General features: G+C 52.4%; 16 protein-coding genes and 2 tRNA genes. 11 read left to right on the plus strand and 7 right to left on the minus strand.

Annotated features, from left to right (window positions below; translation table 11 throughout):
* Positions 1-38 precede the first annotated feature (38 nt).
* From lpxA to QMG16_RS16770, 5 genes are read left to right on the plus strand one after another with little or no spacing between them, the layout of a single operon-like run.
* The gene (gene lpxA, locus QMG16_RS16750) at positions 39-824 is read left to right on the plus strand and encodes an acyl-ACP--UDP-N-acetylglucosamine O-acyltransferase (RefSeq protein WP_281796085.1); all 786 of its coding nucleotides are present in this window, start codon (positions 39-41) and stop codon (positions 822-824) included.
* A complete protein-coding gene (gene lpxI, locus QMG16_RS16755) occupies positions 821-2773 on the plus strand; it encodes a UDP-2,3-diacylglucosamine diphosphatase LpxI domain-containing protein (RefSeq protein ID WP_281796088.1) in 1953 nt (650 codons plus the stop codon). Before lpxA ends, lpxI begins: the two co-directional genes overlap by 4 nt.
* Positions 2734-3903: a lipid-A-disaccharide synthase gene (lpxB, locus tag QMG16_RS16760; protein ID WP_281796089.1), complete on the plus strand. Its 1170-nt coding sequence runs from the start codon at positions 2734-2736 to the stop codon at positions 3901-3903. Before lpxI ends, lpxB begins: the two co-directional genes overlap by 40 nt.
* Positions 3897-5222, plus strand: coding sequence for a 3-deoxy-D-manno-octulosonic acid transferase (locus QMG16_RS16765; RefSeq protein WP_281796090.1), 1326 nt, complete (start codon positions 3897-3899; stop codon positions 5220-5222). The genes lpxB and QMG16_RS16765 overlap by 7 nt, the downstream gene beginning before the upstream one ends.
* 53 nt (positions 5223-5275) lie before the next feature.
* Positions 5276-5839: an isochorismatase family protein gene (locus tag QMG16_RS16770; RefSeq protein ID WP_281796091.1), complete on the plus strand. Its 564-nt coding sequence runs from the start codon at positions 5276-5278 to the stop codon at positions 5837-5839.
* A 113-nt stretch (positions 5840-5952) separates the two neighbouring features.
* Here QMG16_RS16770 and QMG16_RS16775 read toward each other — a convergent pair whose 3' ends face one another.
* Entirely contained in the window at positions 5953-6984 is a 1032-nt protein-coding gene (locus tag QMG16_RS16775) for a peptidase U32 family protein (RefSeq protein ID WP_281796092.1), read from the minus strand.
* Between the two features lie 107 nt (positions 6985-7091).
* Between QMG16_RS16775 and QMG16_RS16780 the strand changes: the two genes are divergently transcribed.
* Positions 7092-7301 carry a hypothetical protein gene (locus tag QMG16_RS16780; protein WP_281796093.1) on the plus strand — a complete coding sequence of 70 codons (210 nt, stop codon included), beginning with the start codon at positions 7092-7094 and terminating at the stop codon, positions 7299-7301.
* A gap of 55 nt (positions 7302-7356) precedes the next feature.
* Here QMG16_RS16780 and QMG16_RS16785 read toward each other — a convergent pair whose 3' ends face one another.
* From QMG16_RS16785 to hcp, 4 genes are all read right to left on the minus strand, one after another.
* Positions 7357-8169, minus strand: a complete 813-nt coding sequence (locus QMG16_RS16785) for an N-acetylmuramoyl-L-alanine amidase (protein WP_281796094.1) — start codon at positions 8167-8169, stop codon at positions 7357-7359.
* Between the two features lie 513 nt (positions 8170-8682).
* A complete protein-coding gene (locus QMG16_RS16790; protein ID WP_281796095.1) occupies positions 8683-9432 on the minus strand; it encodes a 4Fe-4S binding protein in 750 nt (249 codons plus the stop codon).
* A 106-nt stretch (positions 9433-9538) separates the two neighbouring features.
* Positions 9539-10267 (minus strand): HD domain-containing protein, encoded by a 729-nt coding sequence (locus QMG16_RS16795; RefSeq protein ID WP_281796096.1) that lies wholly within the window; start codon positions 10265-10267, stop codon positions 9539-9541.
* Positions 10268-10350: 83 nt separating this feature from the next.
* Entirely contained in the window at positions 10351-11979 is a 1629-nt protein-coding gene (gene hcp, locus QMG16_RS16800; protein WP_281796098.1) for a hydroxylamine reductase, read from the minus strand.
* 334 nt (positions 11980-12313) lie between these two features.
* On the opposite strand from hcp, the gene QMG16_RS16805 reads away from it, so the two are divergent.
* Positions 12314-13000 (plus strand): Crp/Fnr family transcriptional regulator, encoded by a 687-nt coding sequence (locus QMG16_RS16805; protein WP_281796099.1) that lies wholly within the window; start codon positions 12314-12316, stop codon positions 12998-13000.
* Positions 13001-13208: 208 nt separating this feature from the next.
* On the opposite strand, the gene QMG16_RS16810 is transcribed toward QMG16_RS16805, so the two are convergent.
* Positions 13209-13790, minus strand: coding sequence for a flavin reductase family protein (locus QMG16_RS16810; protein ID WP_281796101.1), 582 nt, complete (start codon positions 13788-13790; stop codon positions 13209-13211).
* Positions 13791-14056: 266 nt separating this feature from the next.
* On the opposite strand from QMG16_RS16810, the gene QMG16_RS16815 reads away from it, so the two are divergent.
* Positions 14057-14132: transfer RNA gene (locus QMG16_RS16815), tRNA-Lys, on the plus strand.
* Positions 14133-14185: 53 nt separating this feature from the next.
* Positions 14186-14263: transfer RNA gene (locus QMG16_RS16820), tRNA-Glu, on the plus strand.
* Positions 14264-14351: 88 nt separating this feature from the next.
* Here the strand turns inward: QMG16_RS16820 and QMG16_RS19700 are convergent.
* Positions 14352-14681, minus strand: a complete 330-nt coding sequence (locus QMG16_RS19700; protein WP_373878687.1) for a tyrosine-type recombinase/integrase — start codon at positions 14679-14681, stop codon at positions 14352-14354.
* A gap of 1170 nt (positions 14682-15851) precedes the next feature.
* On the opposite strand from QMG16_RS19700, the gene QMG16_RS16825 reads away from it, so the two are divergent.
* Both QMG16_RS16825 and QMG16_RS16830 read left to right on the plus strand, forming a co-directional pair.
* The gene (locus tag QMG16_RS16825; protein WP_281796104.1) at positions 15852-18755 is read left to right on the plus strand and encodes an AAA domain-containing protein; all 2904 of its coding nucleotides are present in this window, start codon (positions 15852-15854) and stop codon (positions 18753-18755) included.
* Complete coding sequence (locus tag QMG16_RS16830; protein ID WP_281796106.1) at positions 18748-20085, plus strand: coiled-coil domain-containing protein; 1338 nt, start codon at positions 18748-18750, stop codon at positions 20083-20085. Before QMG16_RS16825 ends, QMG16_RS16830 begins: the two co-directional genes overlap by 8 nt.
* Positions 20086-20131 lie beyond the last annotated feature (46 nt).

Here is a 20131-nt window from a genome sequence, read left to right on the forward strand (position 1 = left end):
GCCACCATTCAATCGATTTACAAGGAGAGAAGTACGCTATGGAAATTCATCCCACTGCCATCGTGTCCCCCAAGGCTCAGTTGGCGGAGGATGTGACGATACAAGCCTTCAGCGTTATCGGGCCGAACGTCACGATCGGCTCTGGCACCGTGGTGGGCCCCCATGCGGTCATCGACGGATGGACGACAATCGGGGAACGGAACCAGGTTTATCCTTTTGTTTCCATCGGATGTGCTCCCCAGGATATCAGCTATAAAGGTGAAGAAACTCAGGTGATCATCGGGGATGGGAACATCTTTCGCGAAAACGTGACCGTCCACCGTGGTACCTGCAATGGCAGGAGTTGTACGCGCATTGGGAATCAGAGCTATTTCATGGCGTATTCCCATGTGGCGCACGACTGTATCATTGGGGACAATGTGGTAATGGCCAATGCCGCGACTCTGGGAGGGCATGTGCAGGTGGATGATCATGCGACTCTGGGGGGGTTGGTGGCAATCCATCAGTTCGTGCGTATTGGAACCCATGCATTCATCGGGGGCAAGTCGGGCCTGCGCATGGATATGCCGCCCTATATGCTGGCATTTGGTGCCCCTGCAAAGCTCTACGGACCCAATCTCGTGGGGCTCCGCCGCAATCATTTTTCAAAAGACGCCATTCATGCTTTGAAAAAGAGTTACAAGATCCTTTTCCGGTCCGGCCTGAGCTTGAAAGATGCTGTGGAGAAGGTTCGCGAGGAGGTTGATTTTCTTCCGGAAGTCGAGACCCTTGTGCGGTTCATGGAAGAGCATTCCAAACGGGGGGTTACAAAATTCACGGTATGAGCGGTAGAGAAACGGATACTCCGAATATAGCGTATAGCCGGGTGGGACTCATTGCAGGGAGCGGTCAATTTCCGCTCCTTTTTGCTCATGCAGCCAGCCAGGCCGGTGTTGAGGTCGTCGCTGTGGGATTTGAAGGTGAAACCGACCCCATGCTGGCAAAATACGTCACCGAGTTCCACCTGTTGAAGCTCGGGCAGCTCAACCGCCTGATCAAGGTTTTCAAGAAGACCAGCATTTCTCATGCCGCCATGGCCGGGGCCATCAACAAAACGAAGCTTTATGCCCGCATACGCCCGGATTGGCGTGCAGTCAAGCTGTTGAACCGGGTCCTGAACAAAAAGGACGATTTCCTCCTGAGAGCCTTGGCCGAAGAACTGGAATCGGAGGGGATATACATCGAGTCTTCGACCCTGTTTCTGCCATCCCTTCTGGCTCCCGAAGGCATCTTGACCCGCCGCAAACCCAACCGCCGCGAACTGGCCGATATTTCCTTCGGGTGGCGCATGGCCAAAGCAGTGGGGCACCTGGATATCGGGCAGTGCATGGTGGTCAAGAACCAGGCGGTCCTGGCTGTTGAGGGCATCGACGGCACCGATGCGACCATCCTTCGTGGAGGACGCTTGTGCCGTGGCGGAGCGGTGGTCGTCAAGGTGAGCAAGCCGATTCAGGATCTGCGATTTGACGTTCCGGCCGTGGGCCTGGACACTATCGAAACCATGAAACGTGTAGGGGCTCGCGTTCTGGTGGTCGAAGCAGGAAAAACGCTGGTTTTCGATCTTGATCGAATGATCGATGTCGCCGATGCGGCTGGAATCACTTTTCTGGTTCGAAGAGATGAAGAAGAGATTTCCGAGGATGCCGATTCCCGAAATGTGGCGGTGGTGCACCCCCGGGACACGATTGGCAGGGGTGAGGTTCCCCCCCGGAAGGTTCAGAGCGCAGTGTTCATCCGGAAGCCCAAACCGGATGCTCTGCGGGTGGGGGTAATCGGCGTGGGATACTTGGGGCGGTTTCACGCGCAAAAATACGCGCGCCTTCCGGAGGCCGATCTCGTCGCTGTTGCAGATATCAATGAAGCCCAGGCCAAAAAAGTGGCGGCAGAAGTGCAGACGGAAGGTGTAAGTGACTACCGCCGGCTTTTGGGTCGTGTCGATGCCGTGAGCATTGTGACCCCCACCGTTCATCATTACGATGTGGCCAGGGAATTCCTGGCTGCCGGTGTCCATGTGCTGCTGGAAAAGCCCATGACCCATACCCTGGAAGAAGGGGAGCAGCTCATTCGATTGGCCCGGGAGAAGGGATGTATTCTGCAGGTGGGCCATCTGGAGCGTTTCAATTCCTCCTTTGTCGCCTTGTACCCGCGCCTCAGGAACCCCATGTTCATCGAGGCCCACCGACTGGCTTTGTTCAACGAACGCGGCCTCGAGGTGGATGTTATCCTCGATCTCATGATTCATGATATCGACATCGCGCTCCATATCATCCAATCCCCCCTGGAACGCATTCACGCTGCGGGCGTATCGGTCCTGACCCCCCTGCCGGATATCGCCAGTGTCCGGCTGGAATTCGTCAACGGCGCCGTGGCCAATCTCACGGCGAGCCGGATGTCCCTCAAAAATATGCGAAAGCTCAGGGTTTTTCAGGAAGACTGCTATCTTTCGGCTGATTACGCCAACAAAAGAGCTTACGCCGTTTACAAGGAAGAGGAATCCGATGATGCGGGGTACCCGCAGATTTCCGTCGAAGAGCTGGAAATCGAAGCAAAAGACGCTCTCGAGGAAGAAATCAGCTCTTTTCTGAGGTCCGTGCGGACGGGGGAGAAGCCTTTCGTGGACGGCGTCCAGGGGCTGAGAGCCCTTGCCGTGGCATTGGATATATCTCATCAAATCGAAGAACAGATGCGTGGAAAATGGCATTCTCCCAAAAACCATCCATCAAAATCTTCCTGAGCGCTGGGGAGGCATCCGGAGACCTGCACGCCGCCGGGCTTGTCCGTGCCATCAAGTCCATTGCACCGTCCTCGAAGATCACATGCCTGGGAGGCCCTCAACTGAAGCAGGCGGGGGCTTCCGTTCTGGTGGACAACCGAGACATGGCCGTGGTCGGCCTCTTTGAAGTTTTTCGACACGCCAAAGTCATCTGGTGTGCGTGGCGAAAGATCAAACGTCATCTCGTTCAGGAGCGACCCGATCTCCTGATTCTCATTGATTTTCCCGACTTCAATTTCCTGCTTGCCCGCCAGGCGCACCGGCTGGGGATCAAAGTCCTCTACTATATACCCCCCCAGATCTGGGCATGGAGAAGGGGGAGGGTGCATACCCTGAAACGCCTTGTGGACGAGATGGTGGTGATCCTGCCTTTCGAGGAGGAATTCTACCGGCGCTACGGGGTGCAGGCGCACTTTCTCGGCCATCCCCTTTTGGACGTTGTGGAAGCTGCGCGGGAGGAGAGAGAAGGCCGTTATCGAACCCGTTCAACCGGTCCTTTTGTGGGGCTTCTTCCAGGCAGCCGACATTCCGAAATCCGGTCGCTTCTCCCCGAAATGCTGAAAACGGCTTCCCTCCTGATTCGACGCTTGCCCGAGATCTCTTTTCTTCTGCCCGTTGCTCCCACACTGGATAGCCGGGCATTTGAAAGGGAAGTACTGCGTTCGGGTTTGCCCGTCCGGCTGGTGGAAGGGGACACCTATGGCGTAATCCGCGGCTGCGACCTGGTCATAACGGCCTCCGGGACGGTGACACTCGAGACGGCCATCCTGGGCGTTCCCATGATCATCGTCTACAAGGTATCCCACTTCAGTTATTATTTGGGACGACACCTGATCAAGGTCAAACATGTGGGACTTCCCAATCTGATTGCGGGGCGGGGCATCGTTCCCGAGCTGCTTCAGCACGAAGCCACTGCCGAACGCATTGCAGCAGAAGCCTTGGAAATGCTTCTGGATCCGAAAAAACTGGATGCACAACGGCAGGAACTGGCAAAAATTCGAAGCCATTTGGGCGAACCGGGTGTGGGGGCGCGTGTAGCCGGCTTGGTGATGCTCATGAAAACTGAAAAGCTGAAAGACCAGCCATGCTAGATCACGCTTCCCATTCATCCCATCTTTCCCCATTGCAGAGAAGGCTCTGGTATCATCTATACAATATTTTCATCACGCTTCTCTGGCCCGTTTTATTTTTCTACTATTTTCTGAGGGTCCATACAGACGGCAAATACCGTGATAATTATCCGGCACGCCTGGGAATGCGTCCGCCGTTCCTTCCCCATGGGCCACGGCGAGTGTGGGTTCATGCCCTTTCAGTGGGAGAAACGCTTTCGGTCGTCCCCCTTGTGCATGCGATCAAAAGGGAAAGGCCGGATCTGGAGATCCTCTTTTCAGCCGCGACCGAAACGGGACTCAAAATGGGCCGGGCCCGCCTTGGCCCCACCGTGAATGCTTTCTTTACGCTTCCCCACGATTTCCCATGGAGCATGCATTCCCTGGTGGACCACCTCAAGCCGGATCTTTTTGTGCTCGTGGAAACCGATATCTGGCCGAACCTGCTCCATGCTTTGAAACGTCGGGGTGTTCTCACCGTGCTTGTCAACGGCAGGATTTCTCAGAAGTCTTTCCGTCGATTGAAAAGCCTGGCGCCTTTTGTCCGCGTGCTTTTCAGATGTTTTGACTTCATTTTCGCTCAATCTTTGGACGATAAATTTCGATACGAAGTCCTGGGAGTGGCTCCGGAACAGGTGCATGCCGCTGGAAACCTCAAATTTGATTCCGTTTTGAGAAACCATTCTGAAGAGGATCTCTCTTTTTTGAGAAGGAGTTCAGGAATAGATGGGCAGCGACTCACCTGGATTGCGGGGAGCACTCATGAAGGGGAGGAGGAAATCCTCCTGGAAATCCATGCCCGGTTGAGAGTGCGCTACCCTGATCTGCTGCTCGTTTTGGCGCCACGCCATATCGAAAGAATTCCCCATTTGCTTGTCCTTTGCCGCAAGCATGGATTGGAGGCATCCTTGCGTTCCCGGGGAGAATCGGCAAGAGAAAGGCAGGTTTATCTTCTTGATACACTGGGAGAACTGAGCATATTTTATGCCTTGGCGGACGTGGCTTTTATCGGAGGGAGTCTCGTTCCGTTCGGAGGCCATAATCCCCTTGAGGCGGTCGCCTGCGGAAAACCGACCCTCTGGGGGGCGCACCTGTCCAATTTTCGGGAAATGGAAGCGAGCCTCGTGCGTGCGGGATGTGGACAGAAGGTCTTCTCGCTTAAAGAGTTGGAGACTGCATTGGACGCATGGCTGATGGATAGGGGGGCACGGGATCGCGTGAAGGCCGCAGCCATGGATTTTTGTGCCGCACACACCGGTTCCAGCTCTTACATCGCCCGCTGGCTGGCGAAACGGATTTGAAGGCCGTTTCCCCCTGGACGGCATCCGGCGGTATGAACAAAAAAGGGAAACCGATGAATAGTTACGCAGAATTTTTGGATCGGGATGATTGCATTTTGTTTCTCGTGGATATTCAGAAAGTGATGCTGAACCCCTGCGAAGGCAAAGACCGCCTTTTGAAGAATGTTCCAGCCCTCTTGAAGATCTCGGATCTCCTGAATATTCCGGTATTCTTTTCTGTACACAATGCGGACAAATTGGGTGGGGTTCTGCCTCAACTCCTGCAAAAGGTGAACGAACCCAAGATCCTGAATAAATTGGCATTCAGTTGTTTTGAAAACGAAGCCATGGCCCGGGCCATTGCCGAAACGGGACGTAGAACACTGCTTCTGGCAGGCATCGAGGCCCATGTTTGTATTTTCCACACGGGAGCGAACGCTCTGCGTTTGGGGTACAAGGTGCATGTTGCTGCAGATGCCGTGGCTTCACGAAGCGATTTCGACCGGGAAATCGGATTGCGGCGTCTGGAAAAGGCAGGGGCAGTGATCAGCTCCACGGAAATGGTGATCTTTGAATTGCTTGGGCGTGCGGGAACCGAGGAGTTTCGAGCGTCATTGCCCTTGCTGAAAACACTTTAGGTCGTTTTGGGCACTCACCTTCTGTGTGAGTGCCGGGGGCATGAAGACGGGGAGGTTGAGCAGAACGATCTCCAGCGGAGACCGGGAGGTCTCTACCGGAGACAGGGCATCCGTCAGGCATAAAGGCCTTTGATATTCCGGTGCAATTCTCGGGTCTTTTCCATGCGGACCCGGTCTCGGTCGAGACAGATTTCTTCCAGTTCCTGCTGCAGAGGGATCAGGTCGGGCTGATCATGTCTTGCCCCTCTCCCGTGGGCGTCGATCAAGGACCGGTAGATGAATACCATGCGGCTGATGAGACTCACAGCGTATTCCCTCCCCTGGACCTTCAGCGTATTGAGCCCGAGGTCCATATAGTCCCACAGCTCCTTGCCGTTGATGACAAATGCCACATTGGGGTGGCGGCGAATGCGGTCATTGATGGCTTCGATTTCTCCATCCTTTCGTCCCCGCTGCTTCAGCACTTTACGCCTTTGTTCGTCTGTGAGCAGACACAGCCGGAAACAGCTCCCGCTTCTGTCGGGCCAGCCTTCATATTCCACGATTTCATTGCCGTCTTCATCCGTATAAACGTGTTTGATATAGGAGTCGCTGATCAGTTCATGAAAAGCGCAATTGCCGACACCGCCCACACAGCGATTGCCGTGAACGAGGACTTCCACAGCCACACCGAGAGCATCCGCCGCTTCCTTGAACGTCCTGAGCTTCTCCAATGTGTTGATTTCCGTGCTGGCCACGATCTGAGTCGCCCCATAGCCCATATATTCCTTCATCTGGGCTGGTGTTTGGATATTACATCCCACACTGGCGTGAATGAGCAGCTCAGGAAAATTCTTTTTCACCATCTGCATGACGGCAGGGGTCTTGACAATCACACCCTCTGCACCCCAGGATGCATATTTGGAGATTTTTCCAAGAAGAACCATCTGCTTTTCGGGAGGAATCTCGGCATTGAGGGCTATGCGTACTTTCCCCTCGTAGGGTTTGGCGATCTCAATGGCTTCCTTGATCTGAGAATCTTCCATTTCCCAGGCACATTTTCGGCGGCTGAAACCCTTAGAACCTACATAAACTGAATTGGCGCCCCGAGAGAAAACCGCTTCGACCATCTCTAAACTCCCACCCGGAGCCAAGAGCTCATTCATGGGATCCTCCTCATTGATTTTACAAGTCATTCTGACATGAGCATATAAAAGTAATATGAACAAATTTTAGTTAAGTATAGAGAAAAATAAGCGAAAGAGCAATACTAATGCAAAGTCTGCTGCAAGGCAAGAGCCTGCGCGGCTTCAAAGCCGAAGGAAATGCAGCGCTTAGAATGGATCTCGATGTGCTGAAGGTTCCTGCAAGGTTATCGTTCATTGCAAAGAACGCCTGGAAAATACAAAAATATGGAGAGTTCAAAAATCGCCTCTCTTCTCCATGGGGCGGCATCTGCGCCATCTTGGGGATCTGCAATTGAAGATGAACTGCTGCCACACAAGAAGGCAGGAAGACTTCTGTAGACCCGAAAGCATTTAAAACGTGGAGAGGCACTGACGGACGCTGTACCAGGGAAAACGGCTGCCCGGGCACTCGGTGTTCGCACCATCCACGTCTCTGTGTCCTTTGACATGGTATGCTGGAATTTTATAGTAATTGCAGAGTGTTTTTAAGAGATACACCAGGGAATCCATCTGGCTGGGGGTTGGGACGTCCTGGCTGAAGTTGCCCACAAGAGCGATACCGATCCCTTTTTCGTTCATTCCACCCGCTTTGCAGTGCGCCCCGTTTTGCTGTTTGATCCAGCGGGGTGCGACTTCTATCTGGCCATCCCCCTTTCCAAGTGTGCCGTTGTCGATCAAAAAATGATACCCGAGCCCGTTCCAGAAGCCACGGTCCTGATGGTTCCGGTTGATGAGCGAGGCTTTGCCGATGTCCGTTGCGGTGTGGTGTATGATGATATATTTCCACTTGTTGTTGGGATAAAGTGAAATCACATTCCTCAGCATCTTGGCATTGGGAATAGTCAGTTTCTGACCGATGTGGATGGATTCGCCCGGCCTGAGATGATTTGCGGAATAAATAGATTCGGCGGGGACATTGTACATTTTCGACAAGCGCCAGATCGTTTCAAGCGGCCCTACTTCATGGACCACTGTTCTTGGCGAATCGAGATTGGTGAGGCATTTCTCGGCTACCCAGGCTCCTGAGGGGGGGCAGGTTGCGCTTTCGGGTAAAGGCGCAGAAGGTGTGACGGAGGGCTTGACCGGAGTGGCGGAAATGGAGGATGCCGTCGGGGGGGGAGCATAACAGGATTGCCTGCTGCACGCCTGCGTTGTGAAAACCATGCCCAGTATGATTAAAAATCCTGTAATCCTTTGGAATGAATTGAGAAAAATCAAATTTTGCATAGGGATCACAATCGGGTGAGAGGGTAAAAAAGCAAGGATGATCGATTCAAATAATAATGATCTTTTGTTCTTTTGCAAGAATGAAATTGGAAAACGATTTTCCCCGGGTTCAGAAGTTGAGGGCTTGAGACCGGACGCAATATTTGATCCATTGGAACTCAGCGATTCTCATTTTGAAAAACCTACACCACCCTGTCCTCCTCGAGGGGGGAATTTTTAAGATAGAGTCTTCCCCCTTTTGAAAAGGGATTGAGGGGGATGTCGGAAATGCCAATATCATGAGAGACATCCAAAATGAGAATCGCTGGTTGGAACCGAGGAACCGTCGGTGTGTGCATCATCCGGGAGATGTATGCAGTATTTGATAGGAAGGGGGAAGAGGGGGGAACTCTCATTTTCCTCCTCCCGGTTTATTTTCATATCATCAAAACATTCTGAACCGGCGGTTCATCATGCAACCTGTTTCTCTTTTCGCAGAATTTCTCCTCGGACACTGATAACGATTTCTTCCAGAGGAATTTCTTTTCCCGCTTCATCCATGGCTTTCTTGACGATGTTGGGGAGCGCCGAGCAACAGGGCACTTCCATGTCCACTACAGTAATGCTTTGTATGTTGGCTGCGCGAAAGATATCGGCAAATTTCTTCACATATTCCTGAGAGTCGTCAAATTTGGGACATCCGACCATTACCGCTTTCCCTTTAAGAAAATCGCGGTGGAAGTTGGGATATGCCAGAGGGGTACAACCCGCTGCCACCAAAAGATCCGCCCTCTGCAGGAAAGGGGCGCTGGGAGGCACCAACCGGATCTGGACGGGCCAGTGCGAAAGGGCCGAGGAATCACCCGCCTGGACCACGGGGCGGTTGGCTTCCTCGCAGGATGCGGGAAACATCTGGACATTGCGGGATGGACAGCCCGATGCCATGCCGAATGTTCCTGCCTTTGCCTGTTTTTCTTTCTCCTCCAGATAATGTTCAACCGCTTCGGGATCGAATTCGTCTGCTTCACGTTCAATGATTTTGAGTGCACCCTGAGGGCATTCTCCCAGGCAGGCTCCCAGACCGTCGCAGTAGGAATCCTTGACTATCTTTGCTTTTCCGTCGATGACTTCAATGGCGCCCTCTGCACAGGAAAGGACACACTTTCCGCAGCCGTCGCACAATTCTTCGTCGATTTGGATTATTTTTCTTACCGTTTTCATTTTCTTGCTCCAGTGACTTTTCTATATGTTGAAATTCCTCTTGGGATCGAGGAATGAATGTTCTCTGTTTTCAGCCGGCCCGAAAGGGTTAAGGCATCTTTCTCTCTCACCGGGATAACACTTCTTCCGCCAGTTTCCTGCCGGCCTTTGTGAGAAAACTCTTTTCAATCAATCGGGCCAATCTTTCCGGTTCGATGGGTTTTTCCTTGCGGTTTTCCTCCAGGTTGACAATGAGGTCCGCATCGTAGAGGCACTTGAAATTTACTGTCTCTTTCTCCCTGGGATGGTGGTGATGGGCGACAATGTCGCACACCTCCCGGATCAGTTCTTCCCGCGCCCCCAATTGGGTGAGAATATCTCGGGCGATGGGGGGACCTTCTTCTTCCTGATACCTTGCGGCCGTGCTGTTGTACTTGCGTTCCGCTTCCTTGATGCCGATGTCGTGGAGATAGGCGGCGGTGAGCACCACCGCTGGATCTCCCTGCTCTTCCCTGACGATGCGTTCCGCGTATTGAGCCACTTTGCTGGCATGGCCGATGCGTTTGAAATCCTTTTTGAAATAGCGTTTCATCTCCAATGCCACACGATCTTTCAGGAGGTTCTCCCTCTGTGCCATGAGTTCCGGAGGAAGATTTCCAAGGCATTGGGCTGCAAATTTACAGTAGGAGGCACAGCCGAAGTCCATTTTGGGGTTGGCGAATTTGTGTCCGCAGTTCTTGCACTTACGGGTGGCTTCATCTTTGAAGAATTCAACGGGATGGCCACACTGGGGGCATTCCGCCTCGAAAATGGCGCCCGGTTCCCAATAACGGCTATCTTGTCCAGGACATTTCATTTTTTCCTCCTTACAGGCTCCCAGTCGTCGGCCTTCGTTCTCGAGAGGAGTGGGACCTTGCGGGCCCACTCCCTTTTTTCTGTTTAACCCAGGATCGCCTTGAGGTCTTGATCCGGAGTAGAAATGGGTTTGATGTCAAAATTCTTCACGAGGATATCCAGCACGTTGGGGGTCGTGAATGCCGGGAGTGAAGGTCCGAGGCGGATATCCTTGATTCCCAGGTGGAGCAGCGTCAGCAGAATGGCGACGGCCTTTTGTTCGTACCAGGAAAGGATCATGGACAACGGCAGTTCATTCACTCCGACATTGAAGGCCTTGGAGAGGGCGATGGCCACCTGTATGGCGGAGTAGGCGTCGTTGCACTGTCCGACATCCATGAGGCGGGGCAAGCCGGATATCGTGCCGAGGTCCTTGTCGAAGAAACGGAATTTTCCACACGCCAGCGTCAAGACTACACAATCCTTGGGAACTTTTTCCACGAATTCGGTGTAGTAGTTTCGACCCGGTTTGGCCCCGTCGCAGCCTGCCACCAGGAAGAAATGGCGAATGTCCTTGTTTTTCACCGCTTCGATCACCTTGTCGGCGACCCCCAGGATGGTGTTTCTGCCGAAGCCGACCATGACTTCCTTGCCCGGCACGTCTTCAGGGAAACCGGGAAGTTCGAGAGCTCGCTTGATCACCGCAGAAAAATCCTTGTTGGTCACATGCGGCACACCCGGCCATTCCACCAACCCCGTGGTGAAGATATTGTCGATGTAAGAACCTTGAGGTTTCTGAATACAGTTGGTGGTCATAAGGATCGCACCGGGAAACTGGGCGAACTCTTTTTGTTGATTTTGCCAAGCCGTCCCGTAATGGCCATAAAAGTGCGGGTACTTCTTGAGTTCCGGGTACCCGTGGGTGGGAAGCATTTCACCATGTGTGTAGATGTTGATCCCTTTGCCCTCGGTCTGTTTGAGAAGTTCCGCCATGTCTTTCAGATCGTGACCGGAAACGAGAATGGCTTTTCCCTTTTTGGGGCCGAGGGGGACCCTGGTCGGAACCGGATGGCCATAGGTACCTGTATTTCCGGCATCCAGGAGTTCCATGGTCCGCAGGTTCACTTCGCCGCATTTGAGAACCAGGCCGAGCCAGTCGTTCAATCCCAGTTCCTTATTGAGGGTTGCAGCCAATCCTTCGTGCAGGAAAGCATAAACCGAGTTGTCCTCCTGTCCAAGGATCTGGGCGTGGTCGGCGTAGGCTGCAATGCCCTTGATGCCAAAGAGCAACGTGTGCTGCAAAGAGAGGATATCGGGGTCGATGGTGGGATCGGATTTGAGTCCCACTTTCTCCGCTTGTGCCAGCAATCCTTCGAGATTGTCAGCTGGTTTGAAATTGGCTGCATCCTGGGAAAAATCCGTTTTGCCGCCGGCGGCCTTTACTTTCGCTTTAAGCGCGTCTCTGAGTTCAACCGCTTGTGTGACCAACTTGACCAGGCTTTCAGGATCGAAATTCACGTTGGTCAAGGTGGAAAAAAGCGCCTGGCAGGTGAAAACGTCCGCCTCGTGATCTTCCACTCCCACCTTGCGCCCTTCCACGGCGTAGAGAGACAAACCCTTGAGAGCATGAATCAGGAGGTCCTGCAATGCAGCCACATCGGGTTGTTTTCCGCATACGCCTATCCTGGTGCATCCTTCGCCTTTTGCCGCTTGTTCACATTGGTAACAAAACATGGTGTTTCTCCTTTCTATCCGTCATTTGTGAGGTTAAAAACTCATCTTCAACGTATTCATCACTTGCTTCATTTTTTGAAGTATTGTACCGGTCTGTTTCCAAATGTTCCTTGATCTAAATCAAGAAGTTTATTTTTATCGGGAAGAGTATGATGAGCGTTGCCGATGCTTCCGTTCATCCATTTGGGTTGAGCGTCCGCTCGATTACGAAAAGAATCATACCCTTTTTGTAATTCCTTCCCCTTGACTATGAAAATAATCCGGAAGGCGCGGTTTCACATTGACTTGAGTCAAATCGGCGAAAATTTTTTTCAGCGGAAAAGGAGACAAACTCATGGAGTTGGTGGAACATGTAGCAAGAATCCCCCTTTTTGAAGGCCTGCCGAGAGAACAGCTCCATGAACTGGTGAATATTTGCGTGGATCAGGAGTGCAGAAAAGGGAAGACGCTCTTTTCCGAAGGAGCCGGGGCCACCGGTTTCTACGTTATCGTTTCCGGAAAGGTCAAGGTCTATAAACTTTCTTTGGAAGGCAAGGAACAGATCCTCCATATTTTCGGAAAAGGAGAATTCTTCGGGGAAGTTCCCGTATTTGCCGGAGGCCGGTATCCTGCCCACGCTGAAACTCTCGAGCCGTCAAGGGTCCTGTTTTTCCCCCGGGATGCCTTCATGGATCTGATTCGAAAGGAACCGTCGCTTGCGACCAACATGCTGGCGATACTGGCACAGCGCCTGAGGCAGTTTACTCATCTCATCGAAGATCTCTCCCTCAAAGAGGTGCCGGGAAGGCTGGCCGCATACCTGCTGTGTTTGAGTGAACGCAATCGCGCGTCAGACACCTTCGATCTCGATATCACCAAGGGACAATTGGCGAGTCTCCTGGGAACAATCCCGGAGACCCTGTCGCGCATCCTGGCGAAAATGAGCCAGCAAGAATTCATTCAGGTGGATGGACGAAGGATCCAAATATTGGACAGGAGCGCATTGGAAAGCCTGGCTGCAGGAGAAAAACTCGTGAGTTGAGGGCGGGAACGCAGAAGATTGGGGCGAAACTTCGAGTGAGAAAGGGTCCGGTTGATCTTTTGGTGAAAAGATGGCTTTGCCGGTCAATGGCCGGCGGACCATGCGGTTTCTCGTCCCGATACAAAAGGGACTCCGATGATCTTGTTTGAATCCGCCGGGTCCGGGAGCGGCAGGGCGACTCGGTGGCCGTCCTGCCTGGGTTTGCCCTCTAACCTTTGGACTTCTTTATTTCCATTCCCACGCTGAAAGCGGCTGCCAGTTCTCCGCCCAGTCCGCGGTAGGTTTTCCTTCCTCCCGTGCAGAAGACGACGGGATCAATCTTCGAGACATCGGGTTGGCCGTCCGTGAGGCAGTTTTCCGAAACATGCACCTCTTCGATCTGGCCGATGATGAAAGCATGGCTGCCGAGATTGAGAATATGGACCACCTTGCATTCAAGGTTCACCGGGCATTGTTCGATGAGAGGCGCATTCCCCAACTTGCCGTAAAAAACATTGAAGTTGCAATCGGCTGTTTTGTCTTCTTTTGTTCCCGAAACGATTCCGCAATAATCGGTTTCCTTCACCAGAGCCGCAGAAGGAACATTGACGGAGAAAGTACCGTTTTCCTTGATCCCTTTGTAAGTGTGCCGATGATGTTGGAGGGCCACACTCACCATGGGCGGATTGCTGTTCGCTATGCCGCTCCAGGCAGCCGTCATGAAGTTTGGTTTCCCGTCAATATTCGAACCGATCAGAAAAGCAGGCATGGGGTAGAGCAACGTTTGCGGTCCCAAGGTGACTTTTTTCATTCGTAAATCCTCCTCTTTTTCGAAAAAATGATCCCGGTATCGATACTAAACCCCGGCAAAGCCGATTGAGTTCTCTGGAGAACTATTGTTGGGTATTTCCAAGTTTCAATGCGTTCAACTTATTGTAAATCTGAGGATAAGTCAACCTGAGTTCCCCAGTCTTCAATGGTTGGGTTTTCCGCCTGGTAAAAAAATCAGCATTTCCTTCTTGACACAAGAAAATGAGAATGCTAAAAGCGAGCTTCTGTTTGGGTGATTATCACATTGGGCCGTTAACTCAGCAGGTAGAGTATCTGCCTTTTAAGCAGAGAGTCGCCGGTTCGAATCCAGCACGGCCCACCAAACAAAAGACTTGACAAGTGAGGGGAGGTTCGATAAAAGCATCCTCACTTTACGTCCCCATCGTCTAGCCCGGTCCAGGACACCGGCCTTTCACGCCGGCAACACCGGTTCAAATCCGGTTGGGGACGCCAAACGAAAACAACAGGTTGTTGCATGAAGTAGCCTTAAGAGATCTGGTGGATATCCCAAGTGGATATCCTGAGCCCTGTGAGCCCTCTCTCATAGGGCTTTTTCTTTTTGATGCAAGGGAATCTCCTTTGCTGGCCCACGGTTTCCAAGAACCTCCAAAGCCTCCTTCATCTGCTCCGTTCCAAATCCCGAGACTCGCCAAATACCGTTCCGTAGTCGTCGGTGCTGGTGCCTCAAGATCTTCTGGATCTTACTCACCGGTTCTCCCGATTTGTACAGGATTACGGCGGTTAAATGCCTGATCGCATGCCAACCGAAAGCCTTCACGCCGGCACGTTTGCAGAGCTTTTTCATGACATGCTGACGGATCCTGTAGAGAGGTCCAGGTTGATTGTTCTTCGATAGAGTATTGTCAAGCATCGTAAAAAAACGTACTCTGGCTGTTTGTACGGTCTTTTCTGCCGCCACTTGAGCAGCGGGGTGATGCAAACAATTGAAAAATATAAAGTCGAATTGAGGGGATTGGTTCTTCCGGTTTTTATGCCCTGTAAGAGCTGCATGGGATAGCCCGGAGTCAGCGGGAGCGCCACACCCCGGGTTAGAAGATTATGAGCAAAACGTACCCTGGAAGGTTTATATAAAAGGATTCTCGACTTTCGACAGAAACCTGGCCATGATTTGATCTTCTTTTATGTAACCCTTTCAGTGTATCTTTTCTATATCTCCCTATCCCGAGATGTTTACCCCGAGATTGTTCTATGTGAGCCCTTTCAGGGCATAAAAACCGGATCAAACACATGTCTGTGTAGCGGCTGATTTTCATCAGCCCAGCATAGGGGTAACGAAGAGCTGGCACATAACGGCCTCACTCAATGTTTCCAGCTTAACGTCCTCACCCGGCATCTTCATCCTCGAAAGTGAGCTGGGCTAAATTACATTGGGGATTTTGTCTTTACTGGATCAAGAATGAAAGGATACATGACGGACTTCTTGAGGTATTCCACAACAGAGAAACTCCTAAGCGTTCTAAATGCTTCTTCATTTCCCCTCTCCACCAGAGACCTGGGAGCTCGACTGAGGTCTCACCGTTTTCGCATTCCAGACCACGAAATCGGAAGTATCCTTCGTGGCTTGCTGAACGAAGGTAAAGTGAAGTTCTTAGGAGGCCGCTGGGCAGCAAATCCTACTACTGAAGCAGTTCCGCCTTCAGCTCCTGCTGCTCTACCGCCGTTGAGCAAGGAGACACTTGACCTCTTGGACTGGAAATCCTATGGATCGGCAGGCGCTATCCCTTCGGCTACTATATCAGAAACCGAGCCTGATTCAGATACAGACCACACTTATGTTTTTTCCGGACGATGGGACACTTTTCGCAGGTTGGTTGCCTATTATCGCCAATGCATTTGCCATGAAGAGGGTGCAGATGCTTCTGCATTTCAAAATGAGCTGGGTAAACGTTTTCTCTACCTTCGTAGGCTCGGATGGTGGCATCCAAAACCTGGCATTCCATGGCAGACCATTATCCCGCTGGGACCACATCTAGCGCCTCTACTCAACGCCTTGCCTGGGGGAAGTGAGGATCATGCTTTGGTGGTCGGCTATCCTGTTCAGGCGTATTACAAGGAAAGAGAGGGTGAACCGGGTGTTGCTGTCATTCGCCCCATTTTCTTTTTCACAGTGGAGACCACTGTCACGCAGGACGGCCTGATAGTCAGTTGCGATGAGCCCCGTCCTGAGGTGAACCTGGGATGGCTTGAATTTGCCTTTGCCCGCAATCTGGAACGACAGCGAAGCTTCCTTTCTGCGTGTGGCTTTCTCAATCGGGGTAGGCCCATCGATGAACCGCCTGCTCTGGAACGAGTTGAGCGAATCCCTGGCCTTAAAAACTTGGTCGCTGCCCTGTCGGCGTTCATGACTGAAAAAGTTCGAGAACCATTGCACATCGAAAGCGTGCCGGACTATCCGCTCACCGAGCCTTTTCCGTCAGGCATCTATAACCGAGCCGTGCTGATGCTGGCCAAGAGGACGAAGTTCACAGCCACTCTGCTTAAAGAACTCGCAGCCATTGAACGTGCCCCGGATGATGTTCTGGACCGTACGGCGCTTCGTTATGTTTTCGCCACCGACCGTATTCAGGAGACGATTGAAGATCTCCTTCATGAGGCTATCGTTGCAGATACCAGCACCCTTAACGCCGAGCAGCGGCTGGCAACAGCCTCACTCCTCGTTAGAAACGTGACCGTTGTTACCGGTCCTCCAGGCACCGGCAAGAGTCAAGTAGTCAGTAGCACTGTGGCCAATGCCCGACTACGGGATCAGACAGTTCTATTTGCAAGCAGAAATCATAAGGCCATTGATGCGGTGATCGGACGGCTTTCCGACTCCGAGGGGCGACCGCTCATAGTGCGTACCAACTCTAAAGATGATCCCAGCTTGAATTATACCTTTTCAGATGCCATTCGTGAGATGCTTGATGCACCACCTCGACCTGAGATCGGTGAGCGATTTAAGCGGATTAGAGAAGATTTGCTCGCACTGCTCGACGAACGTGGTAGAAAAGTGGGTGTGGCTCGCCGGACGGCGGAGACTGCAATGACCCTGGGGGAATTGGAAGAGCGAAGAAGCTATATTGCCAAAAGCCTCCCTCAAGAAATGGCTCTATTTCTCGATACCGAACCTGAACAATTTCCCGCAAAAGCCATGCAGAAGGTAATGCGGGCTGTCCGGACTCTGCATGCACGGTCACAGGAAGACACTCTTTCAGCCAAGTTCAGTCTTTTGCTTCATGGCTGCATGATCTTCCCCTGGTACAGGGTGGCCCGTCGTAAGCTGCGCGGTATCCCGAAGGTTTCACCACTGCCTGCTTTTCCCGGACCATCGGTCCTCAGGGGCCTGACTCCCGAGCTGTCTCTTTTGGAAAAAGCTTTGGAGTACGTCCGCCTCAGGATCGAGTGCATTCCATTTGAAGCAAGACTGAGCGAATTGCCCCAGGCGGAGGCTACAACCGCTGAAGTCGGCAGCCTCTCGAAACGCATTGAAGAAATTGCGCTTCGGGCAATACCTCTCGACTTGGACAGCCGATGTAACCTTGACGGTTCAATCAACCGTGAACAGTTGGATGGCTTGCGTGCCGCATTGAATGCGATGCGCACAGGGCTTGACGAAGGGTTTATCCGCCAGGAGACTATAAGGGTTCTTGAAGAACGAGCAGTTCACATCCTCAAGGCGTTTCCTTGTTGGGCGGTGACAAGCCTCTCGGCCGGATCGCGTATTCCTTTGATAGCCGGGTTGTTTGATCTGGCCATTGTAGATGAAGCAAGCCAATCGGATATTCCATCCGCTATCCCCATTCTTTATCGAGCCCGAAGAGCAGGGGTTGTGGGTGACCCTTTCCAGCTAACTTATGCCTCCCGCCTGACCACGGCCAGGGACACGATGCTTCGAAGGAAGGCGGGGCTCAAGCGAGTAGAAGATATGCGATTTGCCTACACCGAAAGCTCTCTCTATGACCTTTTTGCCGGTACAAACGGTGTGGAACCGGTATTCCTCAGTGAGACCTATCGCAGCACCGAGCAGATTGCCAACTACTCCAGTCGTACCTTTTACAACGGCAGACTGAGAGTGGCCACTGAAGAACAGCGCCTCACTCCACCCCGAGGTATGTCCACGGGAATCCACTGGACGGAGGTAAACGGTGAAATACGCAGCGGAGGTGGTAGTGGCTGTACCTGCCGTGAAGAGGTGAGCGAAGTTGTGCAGATCATGCGAACCCTGCTTCTGGAAAACAACTTCTTGGGAACTGCCGGAGTCGTAACCCCTTTTCGGCAGCAGGCAAACCGTTTGAGGGATGCTCTTTTTGAGGATGATCCCAGACTCTACGAGGCCCTCCTCCGGGCCAAAGTCCATGTGGATACCGCCCACGGTTTCCAGGGTGATGAACGAGACATCATCATATTCAGTCTTTGTGCAGGACCCGAAATGCCGATAGGATCCAGATCCTTTCTGCGCGAAACCGGTAATCTTTTCAACGTGGCTGTGAGTCGTGCTCGAGCCGTGTTGCATATTGTGGGCAACCGGGAATGGGCAAGACAGTGTGGCATTCAGCATATTGAAGATCTGGCGTCACCGCGGGAACGGTCACCTGGGATAGCCCAAAGCGGGCCCTGGCATCCCCATGAGTCACCTTGGGAAGAAAAACTCTATCGGGCGCTCGTTGAAGCGGGGCTTGAACCTCGGCCTCAGTTCCCGGTGTCCGGAAGGCGACTGGATCTTGCTCTAATCCGTCAGGGCGAAAGGCCGCTCAAGATCGACATTGAGGTGGATGGCGACTGCCACCGAAATCCCGATGGAACCCGCAAGATGGATGACCTCTGGCGCGATCTCCAACTCCACGGTATGGGCTGGAAAGTAATGAGGTTCTGGACCTACAGGCTCCGAGAGGATATGCGGGGTTGCGTGGAACAAATCCAAAAGGCATGGAGCGAAAATGAGTGAAACGATGTATGGACAGACGAACCAGGTTCAGCCTCAAGCGGCAGTTGGATCGGAGCAGAAGAGAACGAACATACTAACCTTTCCGTCCGTTGCTTTGATGGGCACTGCGGTTTTTGTGGTCGTCCTGATGATGGTCTTGTCAGGCTGGAAAATAGTGAATCTGGAGAAGGAACGTGCTCAGATCGATGCCGATCGAAGACTTTTGGAGCGGGACCGACTGGCCTATTCAAAAATACAGGAGGAGCTCCCTACTCTCGAAGACCGGCGCCAGAATCTGATGGTTGAAATCAGTGAACTGGAGGGAAAGGTCCAGAGCTCGCGGACCGTTTTTGAAAGCCTGACCGCTCAAAGAGATGCCGCTCGCTCTGACTTGGACAAGGCCAAAGCTTCGAGCAGCGAAGCTCAGGAAGCAGCTAAAAATGCCCGAGATACCTACGCGAGCATTCAAACGGAAATCCAGATAAAGCGACCTGAGTTGCAGAGTCTTGAGCAGAAGGTCGGAGCGCTAAGGAAGGAAGAACAAACGCTCAGGACTCAGCGGGACCAACTGCAACAGGAAATATCAAAGCTCCAGGCCGACGTTGCGGGACTTGAACAGCAGAAACAGAATAAGAAGCAGATACTTGACCAGATGAGTCAAGACGCAGGCGCTCTCCAGTCGCTCTCCACACGCTTCGGGACTATTGCAGACGCTCTCGAAGCATCTCGCAAAGAAGCGAACAGCGCTGTCGATAGCTTGAAAACTCAAGGCAAATCCCTGAGTCAGGGCATCGAGAGTCTGCAGAAGGAAGCCCAAAACTTCTCCAAACAAGCCCAAGGCCTTTCAAGTGATTCGGGAAGCCTGACAAAGACTATTAAAGAGTTGCAGGGTACCGCAAGAAGCGCCCAGCAGACATCAGAGGAGCTTCAAAAAGCCAATGTGACCCTGACCGAGTCCGTAGGCCAGATCGAAAGAATAGCGGCTGGAGTGGATAAAGGGCTCCAGCGCCTATCTCAGGCAGTAGATAGTTCAACAAGCAGTCTTGAGAACAGCGTTTCTTCTCTCGGCAAGGGTGCAAACAATCTTGATAAATCGGTTGGAACATTAGATGGAAATATTGGATCTCTGCAGGACAAGCTTTCGAAGATCGATGGGGCTATCTCGAAATTTTCTGAAAAATCGACCGAAGCGGGGCGAACTGTGGAAGACTTTTCGAGAACTCGCGCCGATCTTGCCAACGAAATAGCTGTGTTGAAAGACCTCTTGTCCCGTCTGCAGACAACGGAGGATACTCTCAAGGGCCTCGATCAGCGTATCAAGCAGGAACAAAACGGTGGGAAAAACCAGTAGTATGACGAATATGGCACCTGTGAGGAGTGAGAAAGAGAGGAAAATG

The organism is Desulforhabdus amnigena, assembly GCF_027925305.1.
In the GTDB taxonomy this organism is placed as follows: Bacteria; Desulfobacterota; Syntrophobacteria; order Syntrophobacterales; family Syntrophobacteraceae; genus Desulforhabdus; species Desulforhabdus amnigena.

Coding starts and splice junctions, on each gene's coding strand:
- QMG16_RS16795 (WP_281796096.1), bottom strand. CDS start 10,267: ATGAAATGTCCTGGACAAGATAGCCGTTATTGGGAACCGGGCGCCATT.
- QMG16_RS19700 (WP_373878687.1), bottom strand. CDS start 14,681: ATGCTTGACAATACTCTATCGAAGAACAATCAACCTGGACCTCTCTAC.
- lpxI (WP_281796088.1), top strand. CDS start 821: ATGAGCGGTAGAGAAACGGATACTCCGAATATAGCGTATAGCCGGGTG.
- lpxB (WP_281796089.1), top strand. CDS start 2,734: ATGGCATTCTCCCAAAAACCATCCATCAAAATCTTCCTGAGCGCTGGG.
- QMG16_RS16810 (WP_281796101.1), bottom strand. CDS start 13,790: ATGAAAAAAGTCACCTTGGGACCGCAAACGTTGCTCTACCCCATGCCT.
- QMG16_RS16770 (WP_281796091.1), top strand. CDS start 5,276: ATGAATAGTTACGCAGAATTTTTGGATCGGGATGATTGCATTTTGTTT.
- QMG16_RS16765 (WP_281796090.1), top strand. CDS start 3,897: ATGCTAGATCACGCTTCCCATTCATCCCATCTTTCCCCATTGCAGAGA.
- QMG16_RS16780 (WP_281796093.1), top strand. CDS start 7,092: ATGCAAAGTCTGCTGCAAGGCAAGAGCCTGCGCGGCTTCAAAGCCGAA.
- QMG16_RS16790 (WP_281796095.1), bottom strand. CDS start 9,432: ATGAAAACGGTAAGAAAAATAATCCAAATCGACGAAGAATTGTGCGAC.
- QMG16_RS16830 (WP_281796106.1), top strand. CDS start 18,748: ATGAGTGAAACGATGTATGGACAGACGAACCAGGTTCAGCCTCAAGCG.
- QMG16_RS16785 (WP_281796094.1), bottom strand. CDS start 8,169: ATGGTTTTCACAACGCAGGCGTGCAGCAGGCAATCCTGTTATGCTCCC.
- hcp (WP_281796098.1), bottom strand. CDS start 11,979: ATGTTTTGTTACCAATGTGAACAAGCGGCAAAAGGCGAAGGATGCACC.
- QMG16_RS16775 (WP_281796092.1), bottom strand. CDS start 6,984: ATGAATGAGCTCTTGGCTCCGGGTGGGAGTTTAGAGATGGTCGAAGCG.
- lpxA (WP_281796085.1), top strand. CDS start 39: ATGGAAATTCATCCCACTGCCATCGTGTCCCCCAAGGCTCAGTTGGCG.
- QMG16_RS16805 (WP_281796099.1), top strand. CDS start 12,314: ATGGAGTTGGTGGAACATGTAGCAAGAATCCCCCTTTTTGAAGGCCTG.